The organism is Citrobacter sp. Cpo221, from assembly GCF_030332345.1.
GTDB lineage: Bacteria > Pseudomonadota > Gammaproteobacteria > Enterobacterales > Enterobacteriaceae > Citrobacter > Citrobacter portucalensis.
In genome coordinates, this window is record NZ_JAOWIA010000059.1 from 85,462 (window position 1) to 108,368 (window position 22,907).

Sequence of the window (22,907 nt, forward strand, 5' to 3'; positions counted from 1 at the left end):
GGATTACCGTACACTGAGGATATCGGCTAACAGAGGGCACCCATATGGCACTCCCCCGCATTACCCAAAAAGAGATGACCGAGCGCGAACAGCGTGAACTGAAAACGCTGCTCGACCGCGCGCGCATTGCGCATGGTCGTCTGCTGACCAACGCAGAGACCAACAGCATCAAGAAAGAGTACATCGATAAACTGATGGCCTTGCGCGAAGCAGAAGCTAAAAAAGCCCGCCAGTTGAAGAAAAAGCAGGCCTATAAACCGGATGCGGAAGCATCGTTTTCCTGGTCAGCAAATACGCCGACGCGCGGCAGACGTTAGCGTCCCTTCTTCTTACGCCCCGGAGAGGTAAAACGCTTACCGTTTGCCGCCGGGCGCGATTTTTCTTTCTCCGCTGATTTTTCGATTTTCACCACCGGACGCTTAATGCCTGCGGTTTTTGGCTTCGCTTTCGCCTTCGGTTTGGCTTCTGAGGACGAGTTCTCAATCAGCTTGAACAGATCGATCAGTTCGTCATCTGTCAGGTCGCGCCATTCACCAAGCGGCAGGCCGGACAAACCAACGTTCATGATTCGCGTACGCTCAAGCTTGGTAACTTCATAGCCAAAGTGTTCGCACATACGACGGATCTGACGGTTAAGTCCCTGAATCAGCGTAATGCGAAACACAAACGGCGCTTCTTTCTTCACCTTACATTTTTTGGTGACGGTACCGAGAATGGGCACACCGGCCCCCATCCCACGGATAAAGTCATCAGTGACCGGCTTATCGACCGTCACCAGATACTCTTTTTCGTGATCGTTACCGGCACGCAGGATTTTATTCACCAGGTCGCCGTGGTTGGTCAGAAAGATAAGTCCCTGGGAATCTTTGTCCAGACGGCCAATTGGAAACACGCGCTTGCTGTGATTCACGAAATCAACAATGTTGTCGCGTTCGCTGTCTTCCGTGGTGCTGACAATCCCTACCGGCTTGTTCAGCGCGATAAAAACCAGATCTTCCGCTTCACGCGGCTCAATCAACCGACCATTTACTTTTACGACGTCGCCAGGCATCACCTGATCGCCGATGGTGGCGCGTTTACCATTCAGGAAGACATTCCCTTGTTCGATAAAGCGATCCGCCTCGCGACGCGAGCAGATTCCGCTTTCACTGATGTATTTATTTAATCGGATAGATGAGTCGGGCAGCATAATTTCTCCTGTATACACTTCATCCTGCAAGCTGTCTCTGCGTTGGCTACCCTCACTCACCCAGGTCACATAGCAATCTATGCTCCCGGGGGTTCGCTCCCTTGCCGCCTTGATACAACTTGAATGACTTTGTGTATTAAAAGCGAAATATACCCTACCTTGCGGACGATAAAAAATAATCGTGTTCGACTACCCACGCGCTATTTGTGATCCGTCACACCTTTTGACACAAAAGTGTCAGCGCTCCATCCCTGCAATTTTGTTGAGTGAAAACAAGCAGAATCAATACATTAGAGAGGCATGCACATCTGTGCCGACAACGCACCATCACCACATCAAATGTGCAACACAATCGGTCATTTCAGGACGATGAAATAAGTGAAAATAGCTTTGAGATGGAGAACAGATGGGGTTATATCAGATCAAGAAGGCAATTTCGTGATTTGCACAAATGTGCAGGAGTCCAAAAATGGCGACGGAAAACAGCGATGATATCCGCCTGATCGTAAAAATAGCGCAGCTGTATTACGAACAGGATATGACACAAGCGCAAATAGCTCGCGAGCTGGGTATTTATCGCACCACGATCAGCCGGTTACTAAAACGTGGACGCGAGCAGGGTATCGTCACCATCGCCATTAATTACGACTACAACGAAAATCTGTGGCTGGAACAGCAGCTAAAACAGAAATTTGGCCTGAAAGAGGCGGTCGTAGTCTCCTGCGATAGCGAGCAGGAAGATGAACAACTTAATATGATGGGCGCACATGGCGCACAGTTGCTGGAACGCTTACTGGAACCTGGGGACATTATCGGGTTCTCATGGGGCCGCGCGGTACGGGGACTGGTGGAAGGATTATCTCCTGCCAGCCAGTCGCGCCAGCTGATCTGTGTGCCGATTATCGGCGGACCATCCGGCAAACTTGAAAGCCGCTACCACGTCAATACGCTGACCTACGGCGCTGCGGCAAAGCTCAAAGGGGAATCACACCTGGCAGATTTCCCGGCACTGCTGGAAAACCCGCTGATCCGTAACGGGATTATGCAGTCACGACATTTTAAATCGATTTCCGCTTATTGGGATAATCTGGACATCGCGCTGGTCGGGATTGGATCTCCGGCGATACGTGATGGCGCCAACTGGCACGCTTTTTACGGCAGTGAAGAGAGTGATGACCTGCATGCTCGCCAGGTCGCCGGAGACATTTGCTCGCGCTTTTACGATATCAACGGTGTAACCGTAGAGACCAATATGAGTGAAAAGACGCTCTCCATCGAAACCAATAAATTAAAACAGGCGCGTTACTCCATTAGCATTGCAATGGGTGAAGAAAAATACAGTGGGATATTAGGCGCATTACGTGGAAGTTATATTAACTGTTTAGTCACCAACAGCCATACCGCTGAATTATTGTTGAAGTAAATAAATTCTAATTGGTCCTGACATAATTAATTTTATGTGGGGTCCCCTTATCTGAAATCGGGAGTTAATTATGCAAACGTGGTTAAACTTGCAGGGCAAAGTCATTATTGTTACCGGTGGTGCATCCGGAATTGGTCTGGCGATTGTCGAGGAGTTATTAGCGCAAGGCGCTAATGTGCAAATGGCAGATATTCATGGCGGAGAAGGTAAATACGATAGCCATGACGGGTATCATTTCTGGCCAACGGATATTTCCAGCGCTAAAGAGGTTAATCATACGGTCGCTGAAATTATCCAACGCTACGGACGTATTGATGGGCTGGTAAATAATGCTGGCGTTAATTTTCCGCGTCTGCTGGTCGATGAAAAAGCACCCGCCGGGCAATACGAACTCAACGAAGCTGCTTTTGAAAAAATGGTTAATATCAACCAGAAAGGTGTGTTCTTAATGTCGCAGGCAGCGGCACGCCAAATGGTAAAACAGCGTAACGGCGTGATTGTGAATGTCTCTTCTGAAAGCGGACTGGAAGGTTCTGAAGGTCAAAGCTGTTACGCCGCGACCAAAGCCGCATTGAATAGCTTTACCCGTTCCTGGTCGAAAGAGTTGGGCAAACACGGCATCCGTGTAGTTGGCATTGCACCTGGCATTCTGGAAAAAACCGGACTGCGGACCCCCGAGTATGAAGAAGCGCTGGCCTGGACCCGCAACATCACCGTCGAACAGCTGCGCGAGGGCTACACCAAGAACGCGATCCCGATTGGTCGTTCAGGACGCTTAAGCGAAGTCGCTGATTTTGTTTGTTATCTATTATCTGAACGTGCCAGTTACATCACCGGAGTAACCACTAACATTGCGGGCGGAAAAACGCGCGGCTAAGGAGATTTTATGGTCAATGCAATCTTCTGTGCTCACGGCAAACTGGCCTGCGCCATGCTGGAATCGGTACAGATGGTCTACGGTGATGCCAACGTTGAAGCCGTGGCATTTGTCCCCGGAGAGAACGCCAGCGACATTGTGGAAAAGCTAAAAAAGTTAGTAAGTATTCACACTGGCGATGAATGGCTGATTGCCGTCGATTTGCAGTGTGGCAGTCCCTGGAATGCCGCTGCGACGCTGGCGATGCACAATCCGGCGATACGGGTCATTAGCGGGTTATCACTGCCGTTGGCGCTGGAACTGGTAGACAACCAAAGCAATATGAATGTGGATGAACTGTGCGAACACCTGACGACCATTGCTCAACAAACCTGTGTCGTCTGGAAGCATCTGGAAACGGCCGAAGAGGATTTCTGATGAACATTACCCTTGCTCGTATTGATGACCGCCTGATCCACGGTCAGGTCACCACTGTCTGGTCGAAGGTGGCGAATGCCCAACGGATTATTATCTGTAATGACGACGTTTATAACGATGAAGTACGTCGCACATTATTACGTCAGGCCGCCCCACCGGGAATAAAAGTGAACGTCGTTAATATCGAAAAGGCGGTCGCGGTTTACCATAATCCGCAATACCAGAACGAAACCGTTTTTTATCTGTTTACCCGCCCACAGGATGCATTAGCAATGGTCAAGCAAGGCGTGAAAATCGCCACGTTAAATATTGGCGGTATGGCCTGGCGACCGGGTAAAAAACAATTAACTAAAGCCGTTTCTTTAGACAGTGACGACATTAATGCGTTTCGAGAATTAGCTAAACTGGGTGTCACGCTGGATTTACGCGTCGTCGCATCCGATCCATCTATTAATATTCTCGAAAAAATAGAAGAACAATCGTTCGCTGAATAAATAAAAATGCCTGTGTTCTTATGCTTTAACAGGCAGGGATGATCACATTCACAAGGTGACATATTATGGAAATAAGTACCCTACAAATTATCGCCATATTCCTATTTTCCTGTATTGCCGGAATGGGCAGCGTGCTGGATGAGTTCCAGACCCACCGTCCGCTAATTGCTTGTACCGTTATCGGCCTGATCCTTGGTGATTTAAAAACCGGGATTATGCTCGGCGGCACGCTGGAGTTAATCGCGCTTGGTTGGATGAACGTCGGCGCAGCGCAGTCTCCCGATTCGGCGCTCGCCAGTATTATCTCCGCCATTCTGGTTATCGTCGGTCAGCAAAGCATTGCTACCGGTATCGCCATCGCCCTGCCAGTCGCGGCGGCAGGTCAGGTACTAACTGTCTTTGCCCGTACCATCACCGTGGTGTTCCAGCACGCGGCGGATAAAGCAGCCGAAGACGCCCGCTTTCGCACCATCGACATGCTGCACGTTTCCGCTCTCGGCGTACAGGCGCTGCGCGTTGCCATTCCTGCATTAATCGTCTCGCTGTTTGTCAGCGCCGATATGGTCAGCAATATGCTCAACGCCATTCCGGAATTCGTCACCCGCGGATTGCAGATTGCCGGTGGCTTTATCGTGGTGGTCGGCTACGCCATGGTGCTGCGCATGATGGGCGTGAAGTACCTGATGCCCTTCTTCTTCCTCGGATTTATCGCTGGGGGGTATCTCGATTTGAGCCTGCTGGCTTTCGGTGGGGTTGGCGTGATTATCGCGCTGGTCTACATCCAGTTGAACCCACAGTGGCGTAAAGCCGAACCGCAGGCGCAACCCGCCTCTTCTCAAGCTCTCGATCAGCTTGATGACTAATGGAGCCAGCCATGGAACAGAAAAAACTAACCAAATCCGACCTGTTTAGCATGTTTGTTCGCTCCAACCTGCAACAGGCGTCATTTAACTTTGAACGCATTCATGGGCTGGGCTTTTGCTACGACATGATCCCTGCCATCAAGCGCCTGTATCCGCTGAAAGAGGACCAGGTTGCAGCACTCAAACGCCACCTGGTGTTTTTCAACACCACGCCTGCCGTGTGCGGCCCGGTGATTGGCGTGACCGCCGCGATGGAAGAAGCTCGCGCCAATGGTGCGGAAATTGACGACGGCGCCATCAACGGCATCAAAGTTGGGCTGATGGGCCCGCTGGCCGGTGTTGGCGACCCGTTGGTCTGGGGAACATTGCGCCCGATTACCGCCGCGCTCGGCGCATCGCTGGCGCTGTCCGGAAACATTCTCGGCCCACTATTGTTCTTCTTTATTTTCAATGCAGTACGTCTTGCCATGAAGTGGTACGGCTTACAGCTTGGCTTTCGTAAAGGGGTCAATATCGTCAGCGACATGGGCGGCAACCTGCTGCAGAAACTGACCGAAGGCGCATCGATTCTCGGCCTGTTTGTCATGGGGGTGTTGGTCACCAAATGGACCAGCATCAACGTGCCGCTGGTGGTATCGCAAACGCCTGGCGCAGACGGCACCACCGTCACCATGACCGTGCAGAACATTCTCGACCAACTCTGCCCCGGCCTGCTGGCGCTGGGTCTGACGCTGCTGATGGTGCGTCTGCTTAACAAGAAAATTAATCCGGTATGGCTGATCTTCGCCCTGTTTGCGCTGGGGATTATCGGTAACGCGCTGGGCTTCCTGTCCTGATTTTTTCGCTCCGGCAATGCCGGGGCAACTTCAACAAATAGTCCTCGAAAGAGGAAGAGGTGGTAACAATGCAAACAACAACAGCTTTACGCCTTTATGGTAAACGCGATCTGCGCCTGGAAACCTTCGATCTTCCTGAAATGCAGGACGATGAAATTCTGGCCTCAGTCGTAACCGACAGCCTGTGCCTTTCCTCCTGGAAAGAGGCTAACCAGGGCGAGAACCACAAAAAGGTGCCGGACGATGTAGCCACCAACCCGATCATCATCGGTCACGAGTTTTGCGGCGATATTATTGCCGTGGGGAAAAAATGGCAGCATAAGTTTCAGCCCGGCCAGCGCTATGTCATTCAGGCTAACCTGCAACTGCCGGATCGCCCGGACTGCCCCGGCTACTCCTTCCCGTGGGTAGGCGGTGAAGCCACGCACGTTATCATTCCTGATGAAGTCATGGAGCAGGACTGCCTGTTGGCCTACGAAGGTGAAACCTATTTTGAAGGCTCGCTGGTTGAGCCGCTGTCCTGCGTGATTGGCGCATTCAACGCCAACTATCACCTACAGGAAGGTACTTATAACCACAAGATGGGCATTCGTCCGCAGGGGCGTACACTGATACTCGGCGGCACCGGGCCGATGGGACTACTGGCGATCGACTACGCGCTGCATGGTCCGGTTAACCCAGCGCTGCTGGTGGTGACCGACACCAATAACGACAAGCTGAGCTACGCCCGCAAGCACTATCCATCAGAACCACAAACGTTGATCCATTATCTCCACGCGCAGGATGCGAGTTATGACAGCTTGATGGCGCTGAGCGGCGGGCACGGGTTTGATGACATCTTTGTGTTTGTGCCCAATGAACAACTGGTCACGCTGGCCTCTTCTTTGCTGGCTGCGGATGGTTGCATGAACTTCTTTGCCGGTCCGCAGGATAAGCAGTTTAGCGCGCCGATTAACTTCTACGACGTGCACTATGCCTTCACCCATTATGTTGGGACATCTGGCGGCAATACCGACGACATGCGCGCGGCGGTAAAACTGATCGAAGAGAAGAAAGTTCAGGCGGCAAAAGTGGTGACGCACATTCTGGGATTGAATGCGGCAGGTGAAACAACGCTGGAACTGCCGCAAGTCGGTGGGGGTAAAAAACTGGTTTACACCGGAAAAGCATTGCCGTTAACTGCGCTCACCCAGATTGACGATCCGGCCTTGCGCGATATCCTGGAGCGTCATCAGGGGATCTGGTCGCAGGAAGCCGAACAGTACATATTGTCTCACGCCGAGGAGATTTAACATGATTAACCGCGACACCCAGTTGTGCATGTCGCTTGCCGGTCGCCCCGGCAACTTTGGCACACGCTTTCATAACTATCTGTATGAAAAATTAGGGTTAAATTTTATCTACAAAGCCTTTACTACGCAGGATATTGAGGCCGCAGTGAAAGGCGTTCGCGCACTCGGGATTCGCGGCTGTGCGGTCTCTATGCCGTTTAAAGAGAGTTGCATGCCGTTTCTGGATGCCATCGATCCTTCCGCAAAAGTCATTGATTCCGTCAACACCATTGTCAATGACAACGGTACGCTGACAGGATTTAACACCGACTACATTGCGGTAAAAAGCCTGATTGCCAGCCACCAGCTTGATAACCACGCGCGCGTTATGATCCGCGGCAGCGGTGGAATGGGTAAAGCGGTTATCGCCGCATTTCGCGATGCCGGTTTTCACGATGTGATCGTCGCCGCCCGTAACCGGGAGAGTGGCCCGGCGCTGGCAAAACAGTACGGTTTCCAGTGGCAGCCGCAGCCGGAAGGGATTACCTGCGATATTCTGGTCAACGTGACGCCCGTCGGCATGGCTGGCGGTAAAGAGAGCGATGAACTGGCCTACAGCGAAGCGATGGTCGCTGCCACCAGCGTTGTGTTTGACGTGGTCGCCCTGCCGCCAGAAACACCGGTGATTAAGCTGGCACAGCAGTTGGGTAAAAAAACCATCAGCGGTGCAGAAGTGATTGCCTTACAGGCCGTAGAGCAGTTCGCCATGTACACCGGCGTACGCCCGGATGACGCGCTAATCGCCGAAGCGGCAAAATTTGCGCGGGCGGGGTAAAGAAGCAGGAACAGAGCGCCAGGGATGGGCGCTCTAATAGCCATTAATCAGAATGTCCTTTGAAAATCACTGAACGAACCGTTTTCTTCCACCCATTGATTTAATTGCCCTTGAAACAGGCGATGCAGCGTACATAGCAAAAGCACTGGGCGTGGTGGCTCGCGCTAAGGGAATAGCGAACATTGCGGCAAAAACGGGATTATCCCGTGAGCAGCTTTATCGCTCTTTTAGTGAGAAAGGTAACCCGACGCTGAAAACCACCCTTGCAGTGATGAAGGTACTCGGCATTGAATTGACACTTAAAAAATAGCATCAGCTTCTATCTCCCCGTCCAACATCGTGAGCCATATCAGTAAGGTGTTTGGCTGATAGTGGTAGCATTAGCGCGGTTTGTAATTTTCTGATTACATGGAGAAATGATGGAACTGCTTTTATTGAGTAACTCGACGCTGCCGGGCAAAGGCTGGATGGAACATGCGCTGCCGCTGATTGCTGAACAACTGAATGGTCGCCGTACGGCGGTGTTTATTCCGTTCGCTGGCGTGACGCAAACCTGGGATGAGTACACGGCGAAAACGGCAGCCATCTTTGCGCCAATGGGCGTCAACGTTACGGGTATTCATACCGTTGCCGACCCGATTGCCGCTATTGAAAACGCAGAGCTGGTGATTGTCGGCGGGGGTAATACCTTCCAGTTACTGAAAGAAAGCCGCGAGCGCGGTCTGTTGGCCCCGATTGTAGATGTCGTCAAACGCGGTGCGCTGTACATCGGCTGGAGCGCGGGTTCCAACCTTGCCTGCCAGACCATCCGCACTACCAACGACATGCCGATTGTCGATCCAAAAGGCTTTGATGCGCTCGGTCTGTTCCCGCTGCAAATTAACCCACACTTCACCAACGCGCTGCCGGAAGGCCACAAAGGCGAAACGCGTGAACAGCGTATCCGCGAGCTGCTGGTTGTGGCACCAGAGCTGACGGTGATTGGCTTGCCGGAAGGTAACTGGATCAAAGTGAGTAACGGTCAATCCGTGCTTGGCGGCCCGAACACCACGTATATCTTCAAAGCGGGTGAAGAGGCGGCTGCCGTTGAAGCAGGCCACTGCTTTTAGTTGATTTATTGTCTGATGCCGGATGCGGCTTCGCCTTATCCGGGCTACAACTGTAGGCCTGATAAGCGCAGCGCCATCAGGCAGTTCAGCGCACATTGCCGGATGCGGCTTCGCCTTATCCGGCCTACAAAGTAAACGACAACATTGCCGGATGGCGGCATAAATGCCTTATCCGGCCTACCGCTTCACCTCACTCAAAAATCATCCCGCCCATCGTCTTCATCCGGCTGTTCCAGCACGCTGTAAGCCACGGAGCAAAACAGCGAGTTCAGACGCTGCATATCGCCCAACAGCGCCAGGTGCAACGAGCTGGTCTCGATGCTCTGCACGTTCTGTTGATGCAGACGGTCAACGTGCGCATGCGAATAACGACGATTGAGAATACGGAAGCGGTGCTTGCTGCGGCGCAGACGACGGGCACTGGTCACATCTCCTGAGAAGAACACCGACATCGCCAGCTGCAGATTGCTGAGCAACTGATCGTAGAGCGCATCCAGTTCTTTCAGCCCTTCGACAGAGAATGCCCGGCGGGCGGCCAGCGACTTATCGGCTATCTCGCTGCCCATACGTTCGACAATATCGGAAGCCTGCTCAAGGTTGAGCGACATTTCGATAATCTCCGCCCAACGGCGCGATTCCTCTTCCGCCAGCTCATCCTTTGGCATCCGCGCCAGATAGAGCTTAATTGCCGTGTACAGCACGTTAATGTCGTCCGCCATCCTGCGCAGCTCTTTTTCTTCACGCGGCTCGCCGTGCATCACCTTCTTCAGCCCGTCCATCATCTGCTCCATCGCGTCGCCGATACGCAGGGCTTCACGGGCGGCATTGGCCAGAGCGAGCGTCGGCGTATCCAGCGCGCTGACGTCCAGATGTTTGGGTTTAAGATGTGCATCCAGCTCCGGCTCATCGCGGATGATGCGCTTACAAAAACGCGCCATCGGTTCGGCGAACGGCACCATCGCCACGCAGCGCACCAGGTTGTAGAAGACGTGGAAGTAGATAACCAGTTCAGATTTCGGCAGCGGCAGTTCATCCATCAGATTGGCCAGCGGATGAACAAACGGCAGGATAATCAGGCTCCCCACCAGCTTAAACAGCAGGCTACCGAGCGCCACACGACGTGCTGCGGCGTTAGCGGCGCTGTTATTCAACATCGCCAGCAGGCCGGACCCGAGGTTGGCACCAATCACCAGACACAACGCCACCGGGAACGAGATAATACCTGCCGCGGTCAGCGTGGCCGTCAGCAGCACCGCCGCCAGGCTGGAGTAACTGATAATCGCAAACATGGCGCCAATCAGCGCATCGAGCATAATATCGCCGGTGAGCGAGGCAAAAATAACCTGTACCCCATTCGCCTGGGTGATCGGCGTTACCGCCTGCACAATCAGCTCCAGCGCCAGCAAAATCAACCCCAGTCCAATACCAACCCGCCCCAGTTGCCCCACGCGGGACTGCTTACGACCGAGAAAGAAGATCACGCCGATAAAAATCAGCAGTGGCGACAGCCAGGAGAGATCGAAGGTCAGGATACGCGCCATCAGCGCGGTCCCCACGTCGGCGCCGAGCACTATGACCAGCGCAGGGGTGAGCGCCACGAGATCTTGTGCAACAAACGAGGTCACCAGCATGGTGGTGGCGTTGCTACTTTGCACCAGCGCCGTTACGCCGATACCTGCACAAAAGGCGAGCGGCTTCTTTTCAACGCTACGGCTGAGCACGGTACGCAAGCGGGCGCCAAAGACGCGCATCACGCCGGTACGCACAATATGCGTACCCCAAACCAGCATCGCGACGGCAGAAAGCAGGTGTAACAGAGTTAACACGGAATCAGGTTCTCCTTATTTTTATGGTTTTTTGAGGCTCATTTGCCTGATGGCGCTGCGCTTATCAGGCCTACAAATCATCCCTATGCAGACCGGATAAGGCGTTTACGCCGCCATCCGGCAACGGCCCCCTTTCAGTATAAGGGTTTAAACGTAATAAAGAGACAGGGCACTCATTGAGCGCCCTGTTTGTTGTAAAGAAAGATGACAGTTTTGTGAATCAGTCGGCGTCATAGCCGAGGTTCGGCGCTAACCAGCGCTCCACTTCTGCCACGCTCATGCCTTTACGGAAGGCATAATCTTCAACCTGATCGCGCTGGATTTGCGCCACGGCGTAGTACTTGCTGTCCGGATGACTGAAATACCAGCCGGAGACCGACGCGCCTGGCCACATGGCGAAAGATTCGGTGAGTTTCATCCCGGTGTGCGCTTCCACATCCAGCAGCTCCCAGATGGTGGCTTTTTCGGTGTGTTCCGGACACGCCGGATAACCCGGTGCCGGGCGAATCCCCTGGTAGTTTTCGCGGATTAGCTCCTCGTTACTGAGATTCTCATTCGCCGCATAGCCCCAGTAGACTTTACGCACGCGCTCATGCAGATATTCTGCGAACGCTTCCGCCAGACGGTCAGCGATCGCTTTCACCATGATCTTGTTGTAGTCGTCATGCTGGGCTTCGAAGGCATCCGCCAGCGCATCTTCCTCCAGACCACCGGTCACCGCGAAAGCACCGATGTAATCCGCTTTGCCGCTCAGTTTCGGCGCAACAAAGTCAGACAGGCAGTAGTTGGCGAAACCGACTTTTTCCGTCTGCTGGCGTAGGTGATGACTCACGTTGATAACGTGCGTACGCGTCTCGTCACGGTAAATCTCGATGTCGTCACCCACGCGGTTGGCCGGGAATAACCCCACCACGCCGCGCGGATTCAGGGTCTTCTCAGCGCTGAGTTTATCCAGTATGTCGTTGGCGTCTTTGAACAGGCGCTTCGCCTCTTCTCCTACCACCTCATCTTCAAGAATGCGCGGGTATTTCCCGGCCAGCGACCAGGTCATAAAGAACGGCGTCCAGTCGATGTAATTGCGCAGGGTTTCGATGCTGGCTTCCACTTCCTGCACGCCCAGACGGTGCGCCACCGGCGGGGTGTAGTTTTCCCAGTCGAAGGCCAGATCATTGTCGCGGGCAGCCTGTAACGTTACTGGCGGGGTACGCGGTTTCTTACGCGCATGCTGGATACGCACAGTTTCGTACTCTTTACGCGTACGGGCGACAAAGTCATCGCGCTGGGTGTCAGAGAGCAGCGCAGCCACCACGCCAACGGTACGCGAGGCGTTCTGCACGTACACCGTCGGGCCGCTGTAGTTCTGCTCAATTTTCACCGCCGTGTGCGCTTTTGAGGTGGTCGCACCGCCAATCAGCAGCGGAATAGTGAATCCCTGACGCTCCATCTCTTTCGCCACGTTGACCATTTCATCCAGCGACGGGGTAATCAGCCCGGAAAGGCCTATCAAGTCGGCATTCACTTCACGCGCCGTTCTGAGGATTTTCTCCGCTGGCACCATCACGCCAAGATCGACGATTTCGTAGTTGTTACATTGCAGCACCACGCCAACAATGTTTTTGCCGATATCGTGCACATCGCCCTTCACGGTCGCGATGACCATTTTGCCGTTGCTGGAGCCTTTCTCTTTGCTGGCCTCAATGTACGGTTCGAGGTAGGCCACCGCCTGCTTCATCACGCGGGCGGATTTCACCACCTGCGGCAGGAACATTTTGCCCTCGCCGAACAGATCGCCGACGACGTTCATGCCGTCCATCAGCGGTCCTTCAATAACTTCGATCGGACGCGCAGCCTGCTGGCGCGCCTCTTCGGTATCCAGCTCAATAAACTCGGTGATGCCTTTAACCAGCGAATATTCGAGGCGCTTTTTCACGTCCCAGGTGCGCCACTCCGCCATCTGGGCATTCGCCGTGTCGTCGGTTTTACTGCCGCGATATTTCTCTGCCAGCTCCAGCAGTCGTTCGGTGCCATCGTCACGACGGTTGAGGATCACATCTTCAACCGCATCGCGCAGCTCGGCGGGCAGGTCGTCGTAAATTGCCAACTGACCAGCGTTGACGATCCCCATGTCCATGCCGTTGCGAATGGCGTAGTAGAGGAATACCGCGTGAATGGCTTCACGTACCGGGTCGTTGCCACGGAACGAGAATGAAACGTTAGAAACACCGCCGGAGATCAGCGCATGAGGCAGTTCGCGTTTGATGTCTTCACAGGCCCCGATAAAGTCCTGCGCGTAGTTGTTGTGTTCATCAATCCCGGTCGCGACGGCAAAGATGTTCGGGTCGAAGATGATGTCTTCCGGCGGGAAGCCCACCTCTTCGGTAAGAATTTTGTACGCCCGACGGCAGATTTCGATTTTACGTGCGCGGGTGTCGGCCTGCCCTTGCTCGTCAAAGGCCATCACCACCACCGCGGCACCGTAGCGACGCAGCAGCTTCGCATGATGGATAAAGGTCTCAACCCCCTCTTTCATCGAGATGGAGTTAACGATGCCTTTACCCTGAATGCACTTCAGGCCTTTCTCGATGACGTCCCATTTCGAGGAGTCGATCATAATCGGCACGCGGGCGATATCCGGCTCACCGGCGATCAGGTTGAGGAAACGCACCATTGCCGCTTCGGCATCGAGCATCCCCTCATCCATGTTGATATCGATGATCTGCGCGCCGCTTTCCACCTGCTGACGGGCGACGTCCAGCGCTTCGCTGTATTTCTCTTCTTTGATCAGGCGCTTAAATTTCGCCGAACCGGTGACGTTGGTACGCTCGCCGACGTTCACAAACAGGCTGTCGTCGCCGATGTTCAGCGGCTCAAGGCCGGAAAGGCGGCAGGCAACCGGGATTTCCGGCAAGCGGCGCGGCGGTAAGCCATCCACCGCGCGGCTCATGGCGGCGATATGTTCCGGCGTGGTGCCGCAGCAGCCGCCGACGATATTCAGGAAACCGGCCTCAGCCCACTCGCGAATCTGCGTCGCCATGGTATCGGCGTCGAGATCGTATTCACCAAAGGCGTTCGGCAGACCGGCGTTCGGGTGCGCAGTCACGTAGCATTCGGCAATGCGTGACAGTTCCTGCACGTACTGGCGCAGCTCGTCCGGACCTAACGCGCAGTTCAGACCGAAGGTCAGCGCATCGGCGTGGCGCAGGGAGTTGTAGAATGCTTCGGTAGTCTGGCCGGAAAGCGTACGGCCGGAAGCGTCGGTGATGGTGCCGGAGAGCATAATCGGCAGCTCAACGCCCAGCGCTTCGAATTCAGTTTTAACCGCGAAAATAGCGGCTTTGGCGTTCAGAGTATCGAAGACGGTTTCAATCAGGATCAGGTCACTGCCGCCTTCCACCAGCGCTTTGGTGGATTCACGGTAGGCGGCCACCAACTGATCAAAGGTAATGTTGCGGTAAGCCGGGTCGTTAACATCAGGCGAGATAGACGCCGTACGGTTCGTTGGGCCGAGCACGCCCGCGACGTAGCGCGGTTTTTCCGGCGTGCGCGCCGTCCATTCGTCAGCCGCCGCACGCGCTAGTTTGGCTGCCGCAAAGTTGATTTCCGCCGACAGGGATTCCATCTGGTAATCCGCCATGGCGATGGTCGTGGAGTTAAAGGTGTTGGTTTCGATGATATCCGCGCCCGCCTCAAAGTAGGCGTTATGGATGGCGGCAATCACCTCCGGTTTGCTGAGCACCAACAGGTCGTTGTTACCTTTCAGATCGCACGGCCAGTCGGCAAAGCGTTCGCCGCGGAAATCCTCTTCGCTCAGACGATATCCCTGGATCATGGTGCCCATACCGCCGTCCAGCACCAGAATACGTTCATTTAACTGCTGACGTAATTGTTCTACTTTGCTGCTCACACTCGCTCCCGACAACGCTCAACCAGACCGAAAAAAACTCAACAGGCCATACTGGCACAAACCTGAGAGGCGGAAAAGAGAACAACGGCCAACATGAGACATGTTCAGCTTCACTCATCCGATCAGTACAGGAATTCTTGCATTATAATTGAATAAAACGAAAATGATTTCCACGATACAGAAAAGGAGTCTGCCATGGTAGCCACTGTCCCCGCGAAACGCGGTAGAAAACCCGCCGCCGCTACTGCACCTGCAACCGGGCAGGTTCAGTCTCTGACCCGCGGCCTGAAGCTGCTGGAGTGGATTGCGGAATCGAACGGCAGCGTGGCGCTGACCGAGCTGGCTCAGCAGGCTGGCCTGCCAAACTCCACGACTCACCGTTTGCTGACCACCATGCAGCAGCAGGGTTTTGTCCGTCAGGTGGGTGAATTAGGCCACTGGGCCGTGGGCGCGCATGCGTTCATCGTCGGCAGCAGCTTTTTGCAAAGCCGTAATCTGCTGGCGATTGTCCATCCGATCCTGCGCAAGCTGATGGAAGATTCCGGTGAGACGGTAAACCTGGCCGTGCTGGATCAAAGCGATCATCAGGCCATTATTATCGACCAGGTGCAGTGCACCCAACTGATGCGCATGTCCGCGCCTATCGGCGGCAAGCTGCCGATGCACGCCTCCGGTGCGGGTAAGGCGTTTTTATCCCAACTGAGCGAAGAACAAGTGACTGGCCTGCTGCACCGCAAAGGCCTGCATGCTTATACACACGCCACGCTGGTGTCGCCAGTGCATCTGAAAGAGGATTTGGCCCAGACGCGCAAGCGCGGCTATTCCTTTGATGATGAGGAACATGCGCTGGGTCTACGCTGCGTGGCGTCGTGCATTTATGACGAGCACCGCGAGCCGTTTGCTGCGATTTCCATCTCCGGACCCATTTCGCGTATTACCGACGATCGCGTGACCGAGTTTGGCGCCATGGCGATCAAAGCGGCGAAAGAAGTGACGCTGGCGTACGGTGGATTTCGCTAAGATGGGGTTGCCGGGTGGCGGCTACGCCTAACCCAGCCTACTGTCCAGGGTTAGGGCAGATTTGTAGGCCTGATAAGCGAGCGCATCAGGCACGGCGCACATTGCCGGATGGCGGCGCAAGCGCCTTATCCGGCCTACGGTCGGTTTCATAACGTACGCTGAACCGTTGCCGACGCCGGTAGGCGTAAACATCTTCCACATGCCCGTTTTTAATCCGCGTTTGCAGACCACGCCAGTAGTCGGCGCTGAACAGGTCAGCGTGCATCTCTTCAAATAGCGGCCCGATACGCGGGTCGGCACATAGCCAGTGACGAAACTCTTCCGGGAAGACATCTCCCGGCGATACGCTGTACCACGGCTCAGCGCTCATCTCATCTTCCGGGTAGCGTGGCGGCGGGATATGGCGGAAATTCACCTCCGTCATGTAGCAGATTTCATCGTAGTCGTAGAACACCACGCGCCCGTGACGGGTCACGCCGAAGTTCTTAAACAGCATATCGCCGGGGAAAATATTGGCGGCGGCCAACTGACGAATGGCGTTGCCGTACTCTTCAATGGCATCGCGCAGTTGCTGACCTTCGACCTGCTCCAGCCAGATATTCAGCGGCACCATCCGTCTTTCGATATATAGATGACGAATAACAATCTGATCGCCGAGATCGGTAATTTTTTCCGGGGCTTCCTGCAATAACAGCGCCATCAGCGCCGGATCGATTTGCCGTTTCTCCAGCACAAAATTCTCGAATTCCTGGGTGTCAGCCATCCGCCCAACACGATCGTGTTCTTTGACCAGTTGATAGCAGGCGCGGACATGGGCGGCAGACATCTCTTTTTGCGGGGCAAATTTGTCTTTGATGATTTTAAACACCCGGTCAAAACCCGGCAGCGTAAACACCAACATCACCATGCCGCGGATCCCAGGCGCTTCAATAAACTGCTCATCGCAATGGGCAAGATAGAGCAAATATTCGCGGTAACTTTCGGTCTTCGCGTGTTTCTGACAGCCAATCGCCATGTACAGTTCGGCGGTGGTTTTACCGGGCAGGATCTCGCGCAGCCACTCCACCAGCGCCGCGGGCAAAGGGGCGTAAACCATAAAATAGGAGCGGGCGAAGCCAAACACAATACTCGCCTCCGCCGTCGTGGTCAGACAGGTATCGACAAACAATTCGCCTTCATCAGTCCGGTGGATTGGCAGTAAAAACGGTAGCGTCCCCGAAGGAGTAATCAACTTACCGACCAGCCAGGCAGCCTTATTGCGATAAAACAGTTCGTTCGCCACCTGTAAATGGCAACCCGACAACACATCCGCTCCCAGGGTTTCGGTCAGGTGTTCGATGATGTAGTGGATATCACGATGTTTGTTCTGCCACGGCAGACGCAGGGGCAGATCGCTAAGGACGCGTGTCAGCAGCCACTCCCAGCCGGTATCCGGAAAAAAGTCTTTCGCTAGCGGACGTGGGATCGTGCGAAAACGGCGCTCTGGCTGAGAACTGAAAATAAACAGCCGCTCGGGAGTCAGCGAGCGGTGGTCAAATAACCGACAGTAAACGGAGTTAAAGAAACTCTCCGCAATCTCGAAGCGCGGGTAATCCGGCAGTAGCCGGGTGTAATGCTCTTTCACGCGAAGTAAAAAATCCGCGTCGGTACTTTTGCCGTCAGTAATGCAGCGCAACTGCTCCACCACCAGACCCACGTGATGATCGTAAAGGTGAATACGGCTTTTCATCGCCTGTTGAACCGCATGCCAGTCAGCATGTTCAAAACGCTGCTGCGCGCCGGAGGTGACTTCCAGAAAACGCCCGTACTGGGCGTCGAAACCTTGCAAGATAGTCTGAGCAATCAGTAATTCCAGGCCACGCGTCATCGACTTCTCCCATCCGGCACAACGTCATGCCGGATGGCGCGTTAGCTTATCCGGCCTACATCCCTTCGTAGGCCCGGTAAGCGCAGCGCCACCGGGCATTCATCAAAACTGCGATTCTTCGGTCGAGCCGGTCAGCGCGGTCACCGAGGAAGCGCCGCCCTGAATGATGGTAGTAACTTTATCGAAATAGCCTGTACCCACTTCCTGCTGATGGGAGACGAAGGTGTAACCGTCTTTAGCTGCCGCAAATTCTGGCTGCTGAACCTTCTCAACATAGTGGCGCATGCCTTCACCCTGCGCATAGGAGTGCGCGAGGTCGAACATGTTGAACCACATGCTGTGGATACCCGCCAGGGTAATGAACTGGTATTTGTAACCCATATCCGACAGCTGCTGCTGGAAGCTGGCGATGGTTTTGTCGTCCAGGTTTTTCTGCCAGTTAAACGACGGCGAGCAGTTGTAAGCCAGCAGTTTGCCAGGGTATTTCGCATGGATCGCATCGGCAAATCGCTTCGCCAGTTCGAGGTCCGGCGTGGAGGTTTCACACCACACCAGATCCGCATACGGTGCGTAGGCCAGGCCGCGACTGATCGCCTGCTCAATGCCCGCATGCGTGCGGTAGAACCCTTCGCTGGTACGTTCGCCAGTGATGAACTCGCTGTCGTATGGGTCGCAGTCAGACGTAATCAGGTCGGCTGCGTCAGCATCGGTACGTGCAATCACCAGCGTCGGCACGCCCATCACATCAGCCGCCAGACGTGCTGCCACCAGTTTCTGGATAGCTTCCTGAGTCGGAACCAGCACTTTGCCGCCCATGTGACCACATTTTTTCACCGATGCGAGCTGATCTTCGAAGTGAACGGCCGCTGCACCAGCCTCAATCATCGATTTCATCAGTTCAAACGCGTTCAGTACGCCGCCAAACCCTGCTTCCGCATCGGCAACGATCGGCAGGAAGTAATCGACATAGCGAGGATCGTTCGGCTCAATACCGGTTGACCATTGGATCTGATCGGCGCGACGGAATGTGTTGTTGATCCGATCCACCACCGCCGGGACGGAGTTCGCCGGATACAGCGATTGGTCCGGGTACATGCTGGATGCCAGGTTGGCATCTGCCGCCACCTGCCAGCCTGAAAGGTAGACCGCTTCAATACCGGCTTTCGCCTGCTGCAGCGCCTGACCGCCAGTCAGCGCGCCGAGGCTGTTGATATAACCTTTCTTCGATTCGCCGTGCAGCAGACGCCACATTTTCGCCGCGCCAAGCTGCGCCAGCGTACATTCCGGGTTGACCGAGCCACGTAATTTCACCACTTCCTCCGCGCTATATGGACGGGTGATGCCTTCCCAGCGCGGTTGAGTCCATTCTTTCTGTAATTCTTCGATTTGTTGAGTACGGGTTTTCATGTGCAGATGCTCCATATTGTTATGTGGTGAATTACGCCAGCAGGCGGTAGCCTGGCAGGGTCAAGAAATCGATCAGTTCATCAGAGGTAGTGATTTGCTCCATCAGGCGCGCGGCATCGTCAAAACGCCCGCTGCTGTAGCGGTGTTCGCCCAGCTCGTCCTGAATCACCAGCATCTCTTCGGCCAGCATCTGACGGAACAGCGGTTTGGTAACCGGCTTGCCGTTGCTGAGCGTCTTCTCGTGGTGGATCCACTGCCAGATGGAGGTACGGGAGATTTCGGCGGTGGCCGCGTCTTCCATCAGACCGTAAATCGGTACGCAGCCGTTACCGGAGATCCACGCTTCGATGTACTGCACCGCGACACGGATGTTAGCGCGCATGCCTTCTTCAGTACGCTCACCTTCACAAGGTGCCAGCAGTTGCTCTGCGGTAATCGGGGCATCTTCTTCACGGGTCACGAACAGCTGATTTTTGTTTTCGCCGAGTACGTCGTTGAACACCGCCATAGCGGTATCGGCCAGTCCCGGATGGGCAATCCATGTGCCGTCATGACCGTTATTCGCTTCCAGTGCTTTGTCCGCTTTTACCTTGGTCAAAACCTGGTTGTTACGTTCCGCATCTTTGCTGGGAATGAACGCTGCCATGCCGCCCATCGCGAATGCGCCACGTTTATGACAGGTTTTAATCAGCAGACGCGAATAGGCGCTGAGGAATGGCTTATCCATCGTCACCACCTGACGGTCCGGCAGCACGCGATCCGGATGGTTCTTCAGCGTTTTGATATAGCTAAAAATGTAGTCCCAACGACCGCAGTTCAGACCCACAATGTGGTCACGCAGGGCGTGCAGAATTTCGTCCATCTGGAAGACGGCAGGCAGCGTTTCAATCAGCAGGGTCGCTTTAATGGTGCCGCGCGGCAGGTTAAAGCGGTCCTCTGCATAGCTGAACACTTCGCTCCACCATGCCGCTTCTTGCCAGGCCTGCGTTTTTGGCAGATAGAAATAAGGGCCGCTGCCTTTCGCCAGCAACGTTTTGTAGTTGTGGAAGAAATAGAGGGCAAAGTCGAACAGGCTGCCCGGGATAGATTCGCCACGCCAGGTGACGTGTTTTTCCGGCAGATGCAGACCACGAACGCGACATACCAACAGAGCCGGATTAGGCTTGAGCTGATAAATTTTACCCGCTTCGTTGGTGTAGCTAATGGTGCCATTGACCGCATCGCGCAGGTTGATCTGCCCGTCGATAACTTTGCTCCACTCAGGAGCCAGTGAATCTTCGAAGTCAGCCATAAAGACTTTGACGTTCGCGTTCAGCGCGTTGATGACCATCTTGCGCTCAACGGGTCCGGTGATCTCTACGCGGCGATCCAGTAAATCATCAGGAATTCCGCGAATTTTCCAGTTACCTTCACGAATGGAAGCTGTTTCCGAAATAAAATCAGGCAACTTACCGTCATCAATATCCTGCTGCTGCTGGATACGTGCAGCCAGAAGTTTATTCCGTTTGGGCGTAAATCTTGTCACCAGTTCAGTCAGAAACTCCACAGCTTCAGCGGTCAGAATTTGCTGTTCCTGTTCGCCACGCGGCCTGGTAAAGACCAGTTCATCGGTTGTCGTTGCCTGTTGATTCATTGCGTAGTTCCTCGTCATTGATCCAAACACATCCCCAATGCGAACGAAGGATCGTTGTGCGCTTTTCGTTCAGCACAACTAAGACTACTCATTTAAATTTCAAAATCAAAAACAATTTCCATTTTTAATTTAATTATCAATTAACCTATTGATAACAATATAAATAAAATTTAATTACACGATGAGGTGCGTTTCGGAAATAAAAAAGGCACCCGAAGGTGCCTGATTCAATATGCTGAAACGCTTAAGGATCGTCTGCTACAGAAGATTAATCCAGCGTTGGATTCATGTGACGCAGATCATATGGCGTGATCTGGTAGACGTAATAGTTGAGCCAGTTGGTAAACAACAAATTACCGTGGCTACGCCAGGTTGCCCGCGGTTTGTTTTGCGGGTCATCTTTCGGGAAATAGTTATAGGGTACTTCCGGCGATAAGCCCGCTTCGACGTCACGAAAATATTCGCTGCCGAGTGTATGGTCGTCATACTCAGGATGACCCGTCACGAAGGCGATACGTTTGTCTTTGCTGGCAAACAGGTAGGCATCTCCCTCTTCGGTTTCAGCAAAGATCTCGAGATCGGTGTAGTCGCGAATAAGCGCTGCAGGGAAATCAGCATAGCGGGAATGCGGGGCCAGGAACGCATCATCGAATCCACGCGTCAGAAGCGCATGAGGGTGCAGAATATGGTGCTCATAGACGCCTGAGAGTTTGTCCGTGCGGGTTTGCTTGGGAATTCCGTACAGGATATTCAACGCGGCCTGCACCGCCCAACAGACAAATAGCGTCGAGGTAACGTGATCTTTGGCCCATTCAAGCACTTGCTTAATCTGCGGCCAGTAAGCCACATCATTAAATTCAACCAGGCCCAACGGCGCGCCGGTCACGATCAACCCGTCAAAGTTCTGATCGCAGATATCCTCGAAATTACAGTAGAAGTTATTCAGATGCTCCGTTGGGGTGTTGCGTGACTCGCGGGCATCGATGCGCAATAGCTGAACATCTACCTGTAGAGGTGAGTTAGACAATAAGCGCAAGAACTGGTTTTCCGTTTCAATCTTCTTGGGCATCAGGTTGAGGATGAGCACCTTCAGTGGACGAATTTCCTGACCGGAAGCGCGGGATGTCGTCATCACGAAGACGTTTTCCTCACGCAAAAAATTGACGGCGGGTAGCTCGTCCTGCACGCGAATTGGCATAACCTGATAACCTCACAACATACGTTTAAACGTTTAGACATCCAGATAGCTGAAGATACCCAGGAATCATGCGAATGTCGAGCCTGCATCCTCAAGTTGAGAAAGTTTCACGGCTCCTTGCTGTAGAATAGTGCAGTAAAGAAAAAAAGGAGAATGCTATGAACCTTACCATTCGTCGTTCGCGTCAGGACGAAGGAGATAAGTTAGTTTCTATTTGGTGTCGCTCAGTAGATGCCACGCACCATTTCCTCTCTGCGGATTATCGGATTGAGCTGGAGGAGCTGGTACGTTCATTTTTACCAGAAGCCCCTCTGTGGGTTGCAGTGACAGAACAGGATGAGCCCGTCGCCTTTATGCTCCTGACCGACCAGCATATAGATGCTTTGTTTGTCGATCCGGATGTGCGTGGTAGTGGCGTTGGTAAACTGCTGATTGAACATGCTTTATCAATGAGTTCAACGCTAACAACCAATGTTAACGAGCAGAATGAGCAGGCGGTTGGATTCTATAAGAAGATGGGATTTAGCGTGACGGGACGTACAGAGGTGGACGATCTCGGACGACCGTACCCGTTACTCAACCTCGTACGAGGGTAGCAGGACTAGCTTTTGTAGGCCGGATAAGGCGATACGCCGCATCCGGCAGTGTGCAGACGTGTTGCCTGATGCGCTGCGCTTATCAGGCCTACAAAATACGTTCAGCCCAGCCCCTGCAGGCCGGATAAGGCGGCACGCCGCA

20 protein-coding genes are annotated in these 22,907 nt (G+C 53.8%); 13 read left to right on the forward strand and 7 right to left on the reverse strand.

Going from position 1 to position 22,907, the window contains the following annotated elements:
* The first annotated feature begins 44 nt into the window (after positions 1 to 44).
* A complete protein-coding gene (locus tag OGY72_RS20480; protein WP_003826541.1) occupies positions 45 to 317 on the forward strand; it encodes a YjbD family protein in 273 nt (90 codons plus the stop codon).
* Here OGY72_RS20480 and rluF read toward each other — a convergent pair.
* Positions 314 to 1,189 (reverse strand): 23S rRNA pseudouridine(2604) synthase RluF, encoded by an 876-nt coding sequence (rluF, locus tag OGY72_RS20485; protein ID WP_008786901.1) that lies wholly within the window; start codon positions 1,187 to 1,189, stop codon positions 314 to 316. The genes OGY72_RS20480 and rluF overlap by 4 nt on opposite strands.
* Positions 1,190 to 1,658: 469 nt before the next feature.
* Here rluF and OGY72_RS20490 point away from each other — a divergent pair, with 469 nt between their 5' ends.
* The 10 genes from OGY72_RS20490 (at position 1,659) to pepE (ending at position 9,314) form a co-directional block, all read left to right on the forward strand.
* Positions 1,659 to 2,612 carry a sugar-binding transcriptional regulator gene (locus OGY72_RS20490; RefSeq protein ID WP_286549135.1) on the forward strand — a complete coding sequence of 318 codons (954 nt, stop codon included), beginning with the start codon at positions 1,659 to 1,661 and terminating at the stop codon, positions 2,610 to 2,612.
* 70 nt (positions 2,613 to 2,682) lie between these two features.
* A complete protein-coding gene (locus OGY72_RS20495) occupies positions 2,683 to 3,489 on the forward strand; it encodes an SDR family oxidoreductase (RefSeq protein ID WP_008786899.1) in 807 nt (268 codons plus the stop codon).
* A 9-nt stretch (positions 3,490 to 3,498) separates the two neighbouring features.
* Positions 3,499 to 3,906: a mannose/fructose/sorbose PTS transporter subunit IIA gene (locus OGY72_RS20500; protein WP_063941214.1), complete on the forward strand. Its 408-nt coding sequence runs from the start codon at positions 3,499 to 3,501 to the stop codon at positions 3,904 to 3,906.
* Complete coding sequence (locus OGY72_RS20505) at positions 3,906 to 4,400, forward strand: PTS sugar transporter subunit IIB (protein ID WP_003826529.1); 495 nt, start codon at positions 3,906 to 3,908, stop codon at positions 4,398 to 4,400. The genes OGY72_RS20500 and OGY72_RS20505 overlap by 1 nt, the downstream gene beginning before the upstream one ends.
* A 65-nt stretch (positions 4,401 to 4,465) precedes the next feature.
* On the forward strand, positions 4,466 to 5,263 hold the full coding sequence (locus OGY72_RS20510) for a PTS mannose/fructose/sorbose transporter subunit IIC (protein WP_003826527.1): 798 nt from the start codon (positions 4,466 to 4,468) through the stop codon (positions 5,261 to 5,263).
* Positions 5,264 to 5,274: 11 nt separating this feature from the next.
* Positions 5,275 to 6,099, forward strand: coding sequence for a PTS system mannose/fructose/sorbose family transporter subunit IID (locus tag OGY72_RS20515; protein WP_003031641.1), 825 nt, complete (start codon positions 5,275 to 5,277; stop codon positions 6,097 to 6,099).
* A gap of 68 nt (positions 6,100 to 6,167) precedes the next feature.
* A complete protein-coding gene (sorE, locus tag OGY72_RS20520; protein ID WP_003826522.1) occupies positions 6,168 to 7,391 on the forward strand; it encodes an L-sorbose 1-phosphate reductase in 1,224 nt (407 codons plus the stop codon).
* Between the two features lies 1 nt (position 7,392).
* Positions 7,393 to 8,205 (forward strand): shikimate 5-dehydrogenase, encoded by an 813-nt coding sequence (locus OGY72_RS20525; protein ID WP_286549140.1) that lies wholly within the window; start codon positions 7,393 to 7,395, stop codon positions 8,203 to 8,205.
* Between the two features lie 94 nt (positions 8,206 to 8,299).
* The gene (locus OGY72_RS20530; RefSeq protein ID WP_232018068.1) at positions 8,300 to 8,515 is read left to right on the forward strand and encodes an addiction module antidote protein; all 216 of its coding nucleotides are present in this window, start codon (positions 8,300 to 8,302) and stop codon (positions 8,513 to 8,515) included.
* Positions 8,516 to 8,624: 109 nt separating this feature from the next.
* Complete coding sequence (gene pepE / locus OGY72_RS20535; protein ID WP_191222628.1) at positions 8,625 to 9,314, forward strand: dipeptidase PepE; 690 nt, start codon at positions 8,625 to 8,627, stop codon at positions 9,312 to 9,314.
* Positions 9,315 to 9,508: 194 nt separating this feature from the next.
* On the opposite strand, the gene OGY72_RS20540 is transcribed toward pepE, so the two are convergent.
* Together OGY72_RS20540 and metH are read right to left on the reverse strand one after the other, a co-directional pair.
* Complete coding sequence (locus tag OGY72_RS20540; protein ID WP_003826514.1) at positions 9,509 to 11,140, reverse strand: Na/Pi cotransporter family protein; 1,632 nt, start codon at positions 11,138 to 11,140, stop codon at positions 9,509 to 9,511.
* A 220-nt stretch (positions 11,141 to 11,360) separates the two neighbouring features.
* A complete protein-coding gene (gene metH, locus OGY72_RS20545; RefSeq protein WP_286549144.1) occupies positions 11,361 to 15,044 on the reverse strand; it encodes a methionine synthase in 3,684 nt (1,227 codons plus the stop codon).
* A 195-nt stretch (positions 15,045 to 15,239) separates the two neighbouring features.
* On the opposite strand from metH, the gene iclR reads away from it, so the two are divergent.
* The gene (gene iclR / locus OGY72_RS20550) at positions 15,240 to 16,064 is read left to right on the forward strand and encodes a glyoxylate bypass operon transcriptional repressor IclR (protein ID WP_003826510.1); all 825 of its coding nucleotides are present in this window, start codon (positions 15,240 to 15,242) and stop codon (positions 16,062 to 16,064) included.
* An 85-nt stretch (positions 16,065 to 16,149) separates the two neighbouring features.
* Here the strand turns inward: iclR and aceK are convergent, their stop codons facing one another.
* The 4 genes from aceK to metA form a co-directional block, all read right to left on the reverse strand.
* A complete protein-coding gene (aceK, locus tag OGY72_RS20555) occupies positions 16,150 to 17,931 on the reverse strand; it encodes a bifunctional isocitrate dehydrogenase kinase/phosphatase (protein ID WP_003826508.1) in 1,782 nt (593 codons plus the stop codon).
* Between the two features lie 102 nt (positions 17,932 to 18,033).
* Positions 18,034 to 19,338: an isocitrate lyase gene (gene aceA / locus OGY72_RS20560; RefSeq protein WP_003826506.1), complete on the reverse strand. Its 1,305-nt coding sequence runs from the start codon at positions 19,336 to 19,338 to the stop codon at positions 18,034 to 18,036.
* 31 nt (positions 19,339 to 19,369) lie between these two features.
* Complete coding sequence (gene aceB / locus OGY72_RS20565; RefSeq protein ID WP_032942053.1) at positions 19,370 to 20,971, reverse strand: malate synthase A; 1,602 nt, start codon at positions 20,969 to 20,971, stop codon at positions 19,370 to 19,372.
* A 268-nt stretch (positions 20,972 to 21,239) separates the two neighbouring features.
* Entirely contained in the window at positions 21,240 to 22,169 is a 930-nt protein-coding gene (gene metA, locus OGY72_RS20570; protein WP_003826503.1) for a homoserine O-acetyltransferase MetA, read from the reverse strand.
* Positions 22,170 to 22,327: 158 nt separating this feature from the next.
* Between metA and OGY72_RS20575 the strand changes: the two genes are divergently transcribed.
* Entirely contained in the window at positions 22,328 to 22,765 is a 438-nt protein-coding gene (locus OGY72_RS20575; RefSeq protein ID WP_003826501.1) for an acetyltransferase, read from the forward strand.
* Positions 22,766 to 22,907: the final 142 nt, after the last annotated feature.

Excerpts from the sequence above, each read along its gene's own strand:
- aceB (WP_032942053.1), bottom strand. The coding sequence starts at position 20,971 with ATGAATCAACAGGCAACGACAACCGATGAACTGGTCTTTACCAGGCCG.
- iclR (WP_003826510.1), top strand. The coding sequence starts at position 15,240 with ATGGTAGCCACTGTCCCCGCGAAACGCGGTAGAAAACCCGCCGCCGCT.
- aceK (WP_003826508.1), bottom strand. The coding sequence starts at position 17,931 with ATGACGCGTGGCCTGGAATTACTGATTGCTCAGACTATCTTGCAAGGT.
- OGY72_RS20480 (WP_003826541.1), top strand. The coding sequence starts at position 45 with ATGGCACTCCCCCGCATTACCCAAAAAGAGATGACCGAGCGCGAACAG.
- OGY72_RS20515 (WP_003031641.1), top strand. The coding sequence starts at position 5,275 with ATGGAACAGAAAAAACTAACCAAATCCGACCTGTTTAGCATGTTTGTT.
- OGY72_RS20505 (WP_003826529.1), top strand. The coding sequence starts at position 3,906 with ATGAACATTACCCTTGCTCGTATTGATGACCGCCTGATCCACGGTCAG.
- OGY72_RS20575 (WP_003826501.1), top strand. The coding sequence starts at position 22,328 with ATGAACCTTACCATTCGTCGTTCGCGTCAGGACGAAGGAGATAAGTTA.
- sorE (WP_003826522.1), top strand. The coding sequence starts at position 6,168 with ATGCAAACAACAACAGCTTTACGCCTTTATGGTAAACGCGATCTGCGC.
- OGY72_RS20525 (WP_286549140.1), top strand. The coding sequence starts at position 7,393 with ATGATTAACCGCGACACCCAGTTGTGCATGTCGCTTGCCGGTCGCCCC.
- OGY72_RS20500 (WP_063941214.1), top strand. The coding sequence starts at position 3,499 with ATGGTCAATGCAATCTTCTGTGCTCACGGCAAACTGGCCTGCGCCATG.
- metA (WP_003826503.1), bottom strand. The coding sequence starts at position 22,169 with ATGCCAATTCGCGTGCAGGACGAGCTACCCGCCGTCAATTTTTTGCGT.
- rluF (WP_008786901.1), bottom strand. The coding sequence starts at position 1,189 with ATGCTGCCCGACTCATCTATCCGATTAAATAAATACATCAGTGAAAGC.
- OGY72_RS20495 (WP_008786899.1), top strand. The coding sequence starts at position 2,683 with ATGCAAACGTGGTTAAACTTGCAGGGCAAAGTCATTATTGTTACCGGT.
- OGY72_RS20510 (WP_003826527.1), top strand. The coding sequence starts at position 4,466 with ATGGAAATAAGTACCCTACAAATTATCGCCATATTCCTATTTTCCTGT.
- OGY72_RS20490 (WP_286549135.1), top strand. The coding sequence starts at position 1,659 with ATGGCGACGGAAAACAGCGATGATATCCGCCTGATCGTAAAAATAGCG.
- aceA (WP_003826506.1), bottom strand. The coding sequence starts at position 19,338 with ATGAAAACCCGTACTCAACAAATCGAAGAATTACAGAAAGAATGGACT.
- pepE (WP_191222628.1), top strand. The coding sequence starts at position 8,625 with ATGGAACTGCTTTTATTGAGTAACTCGACGCTGCCGGGCAAAGGCTGG.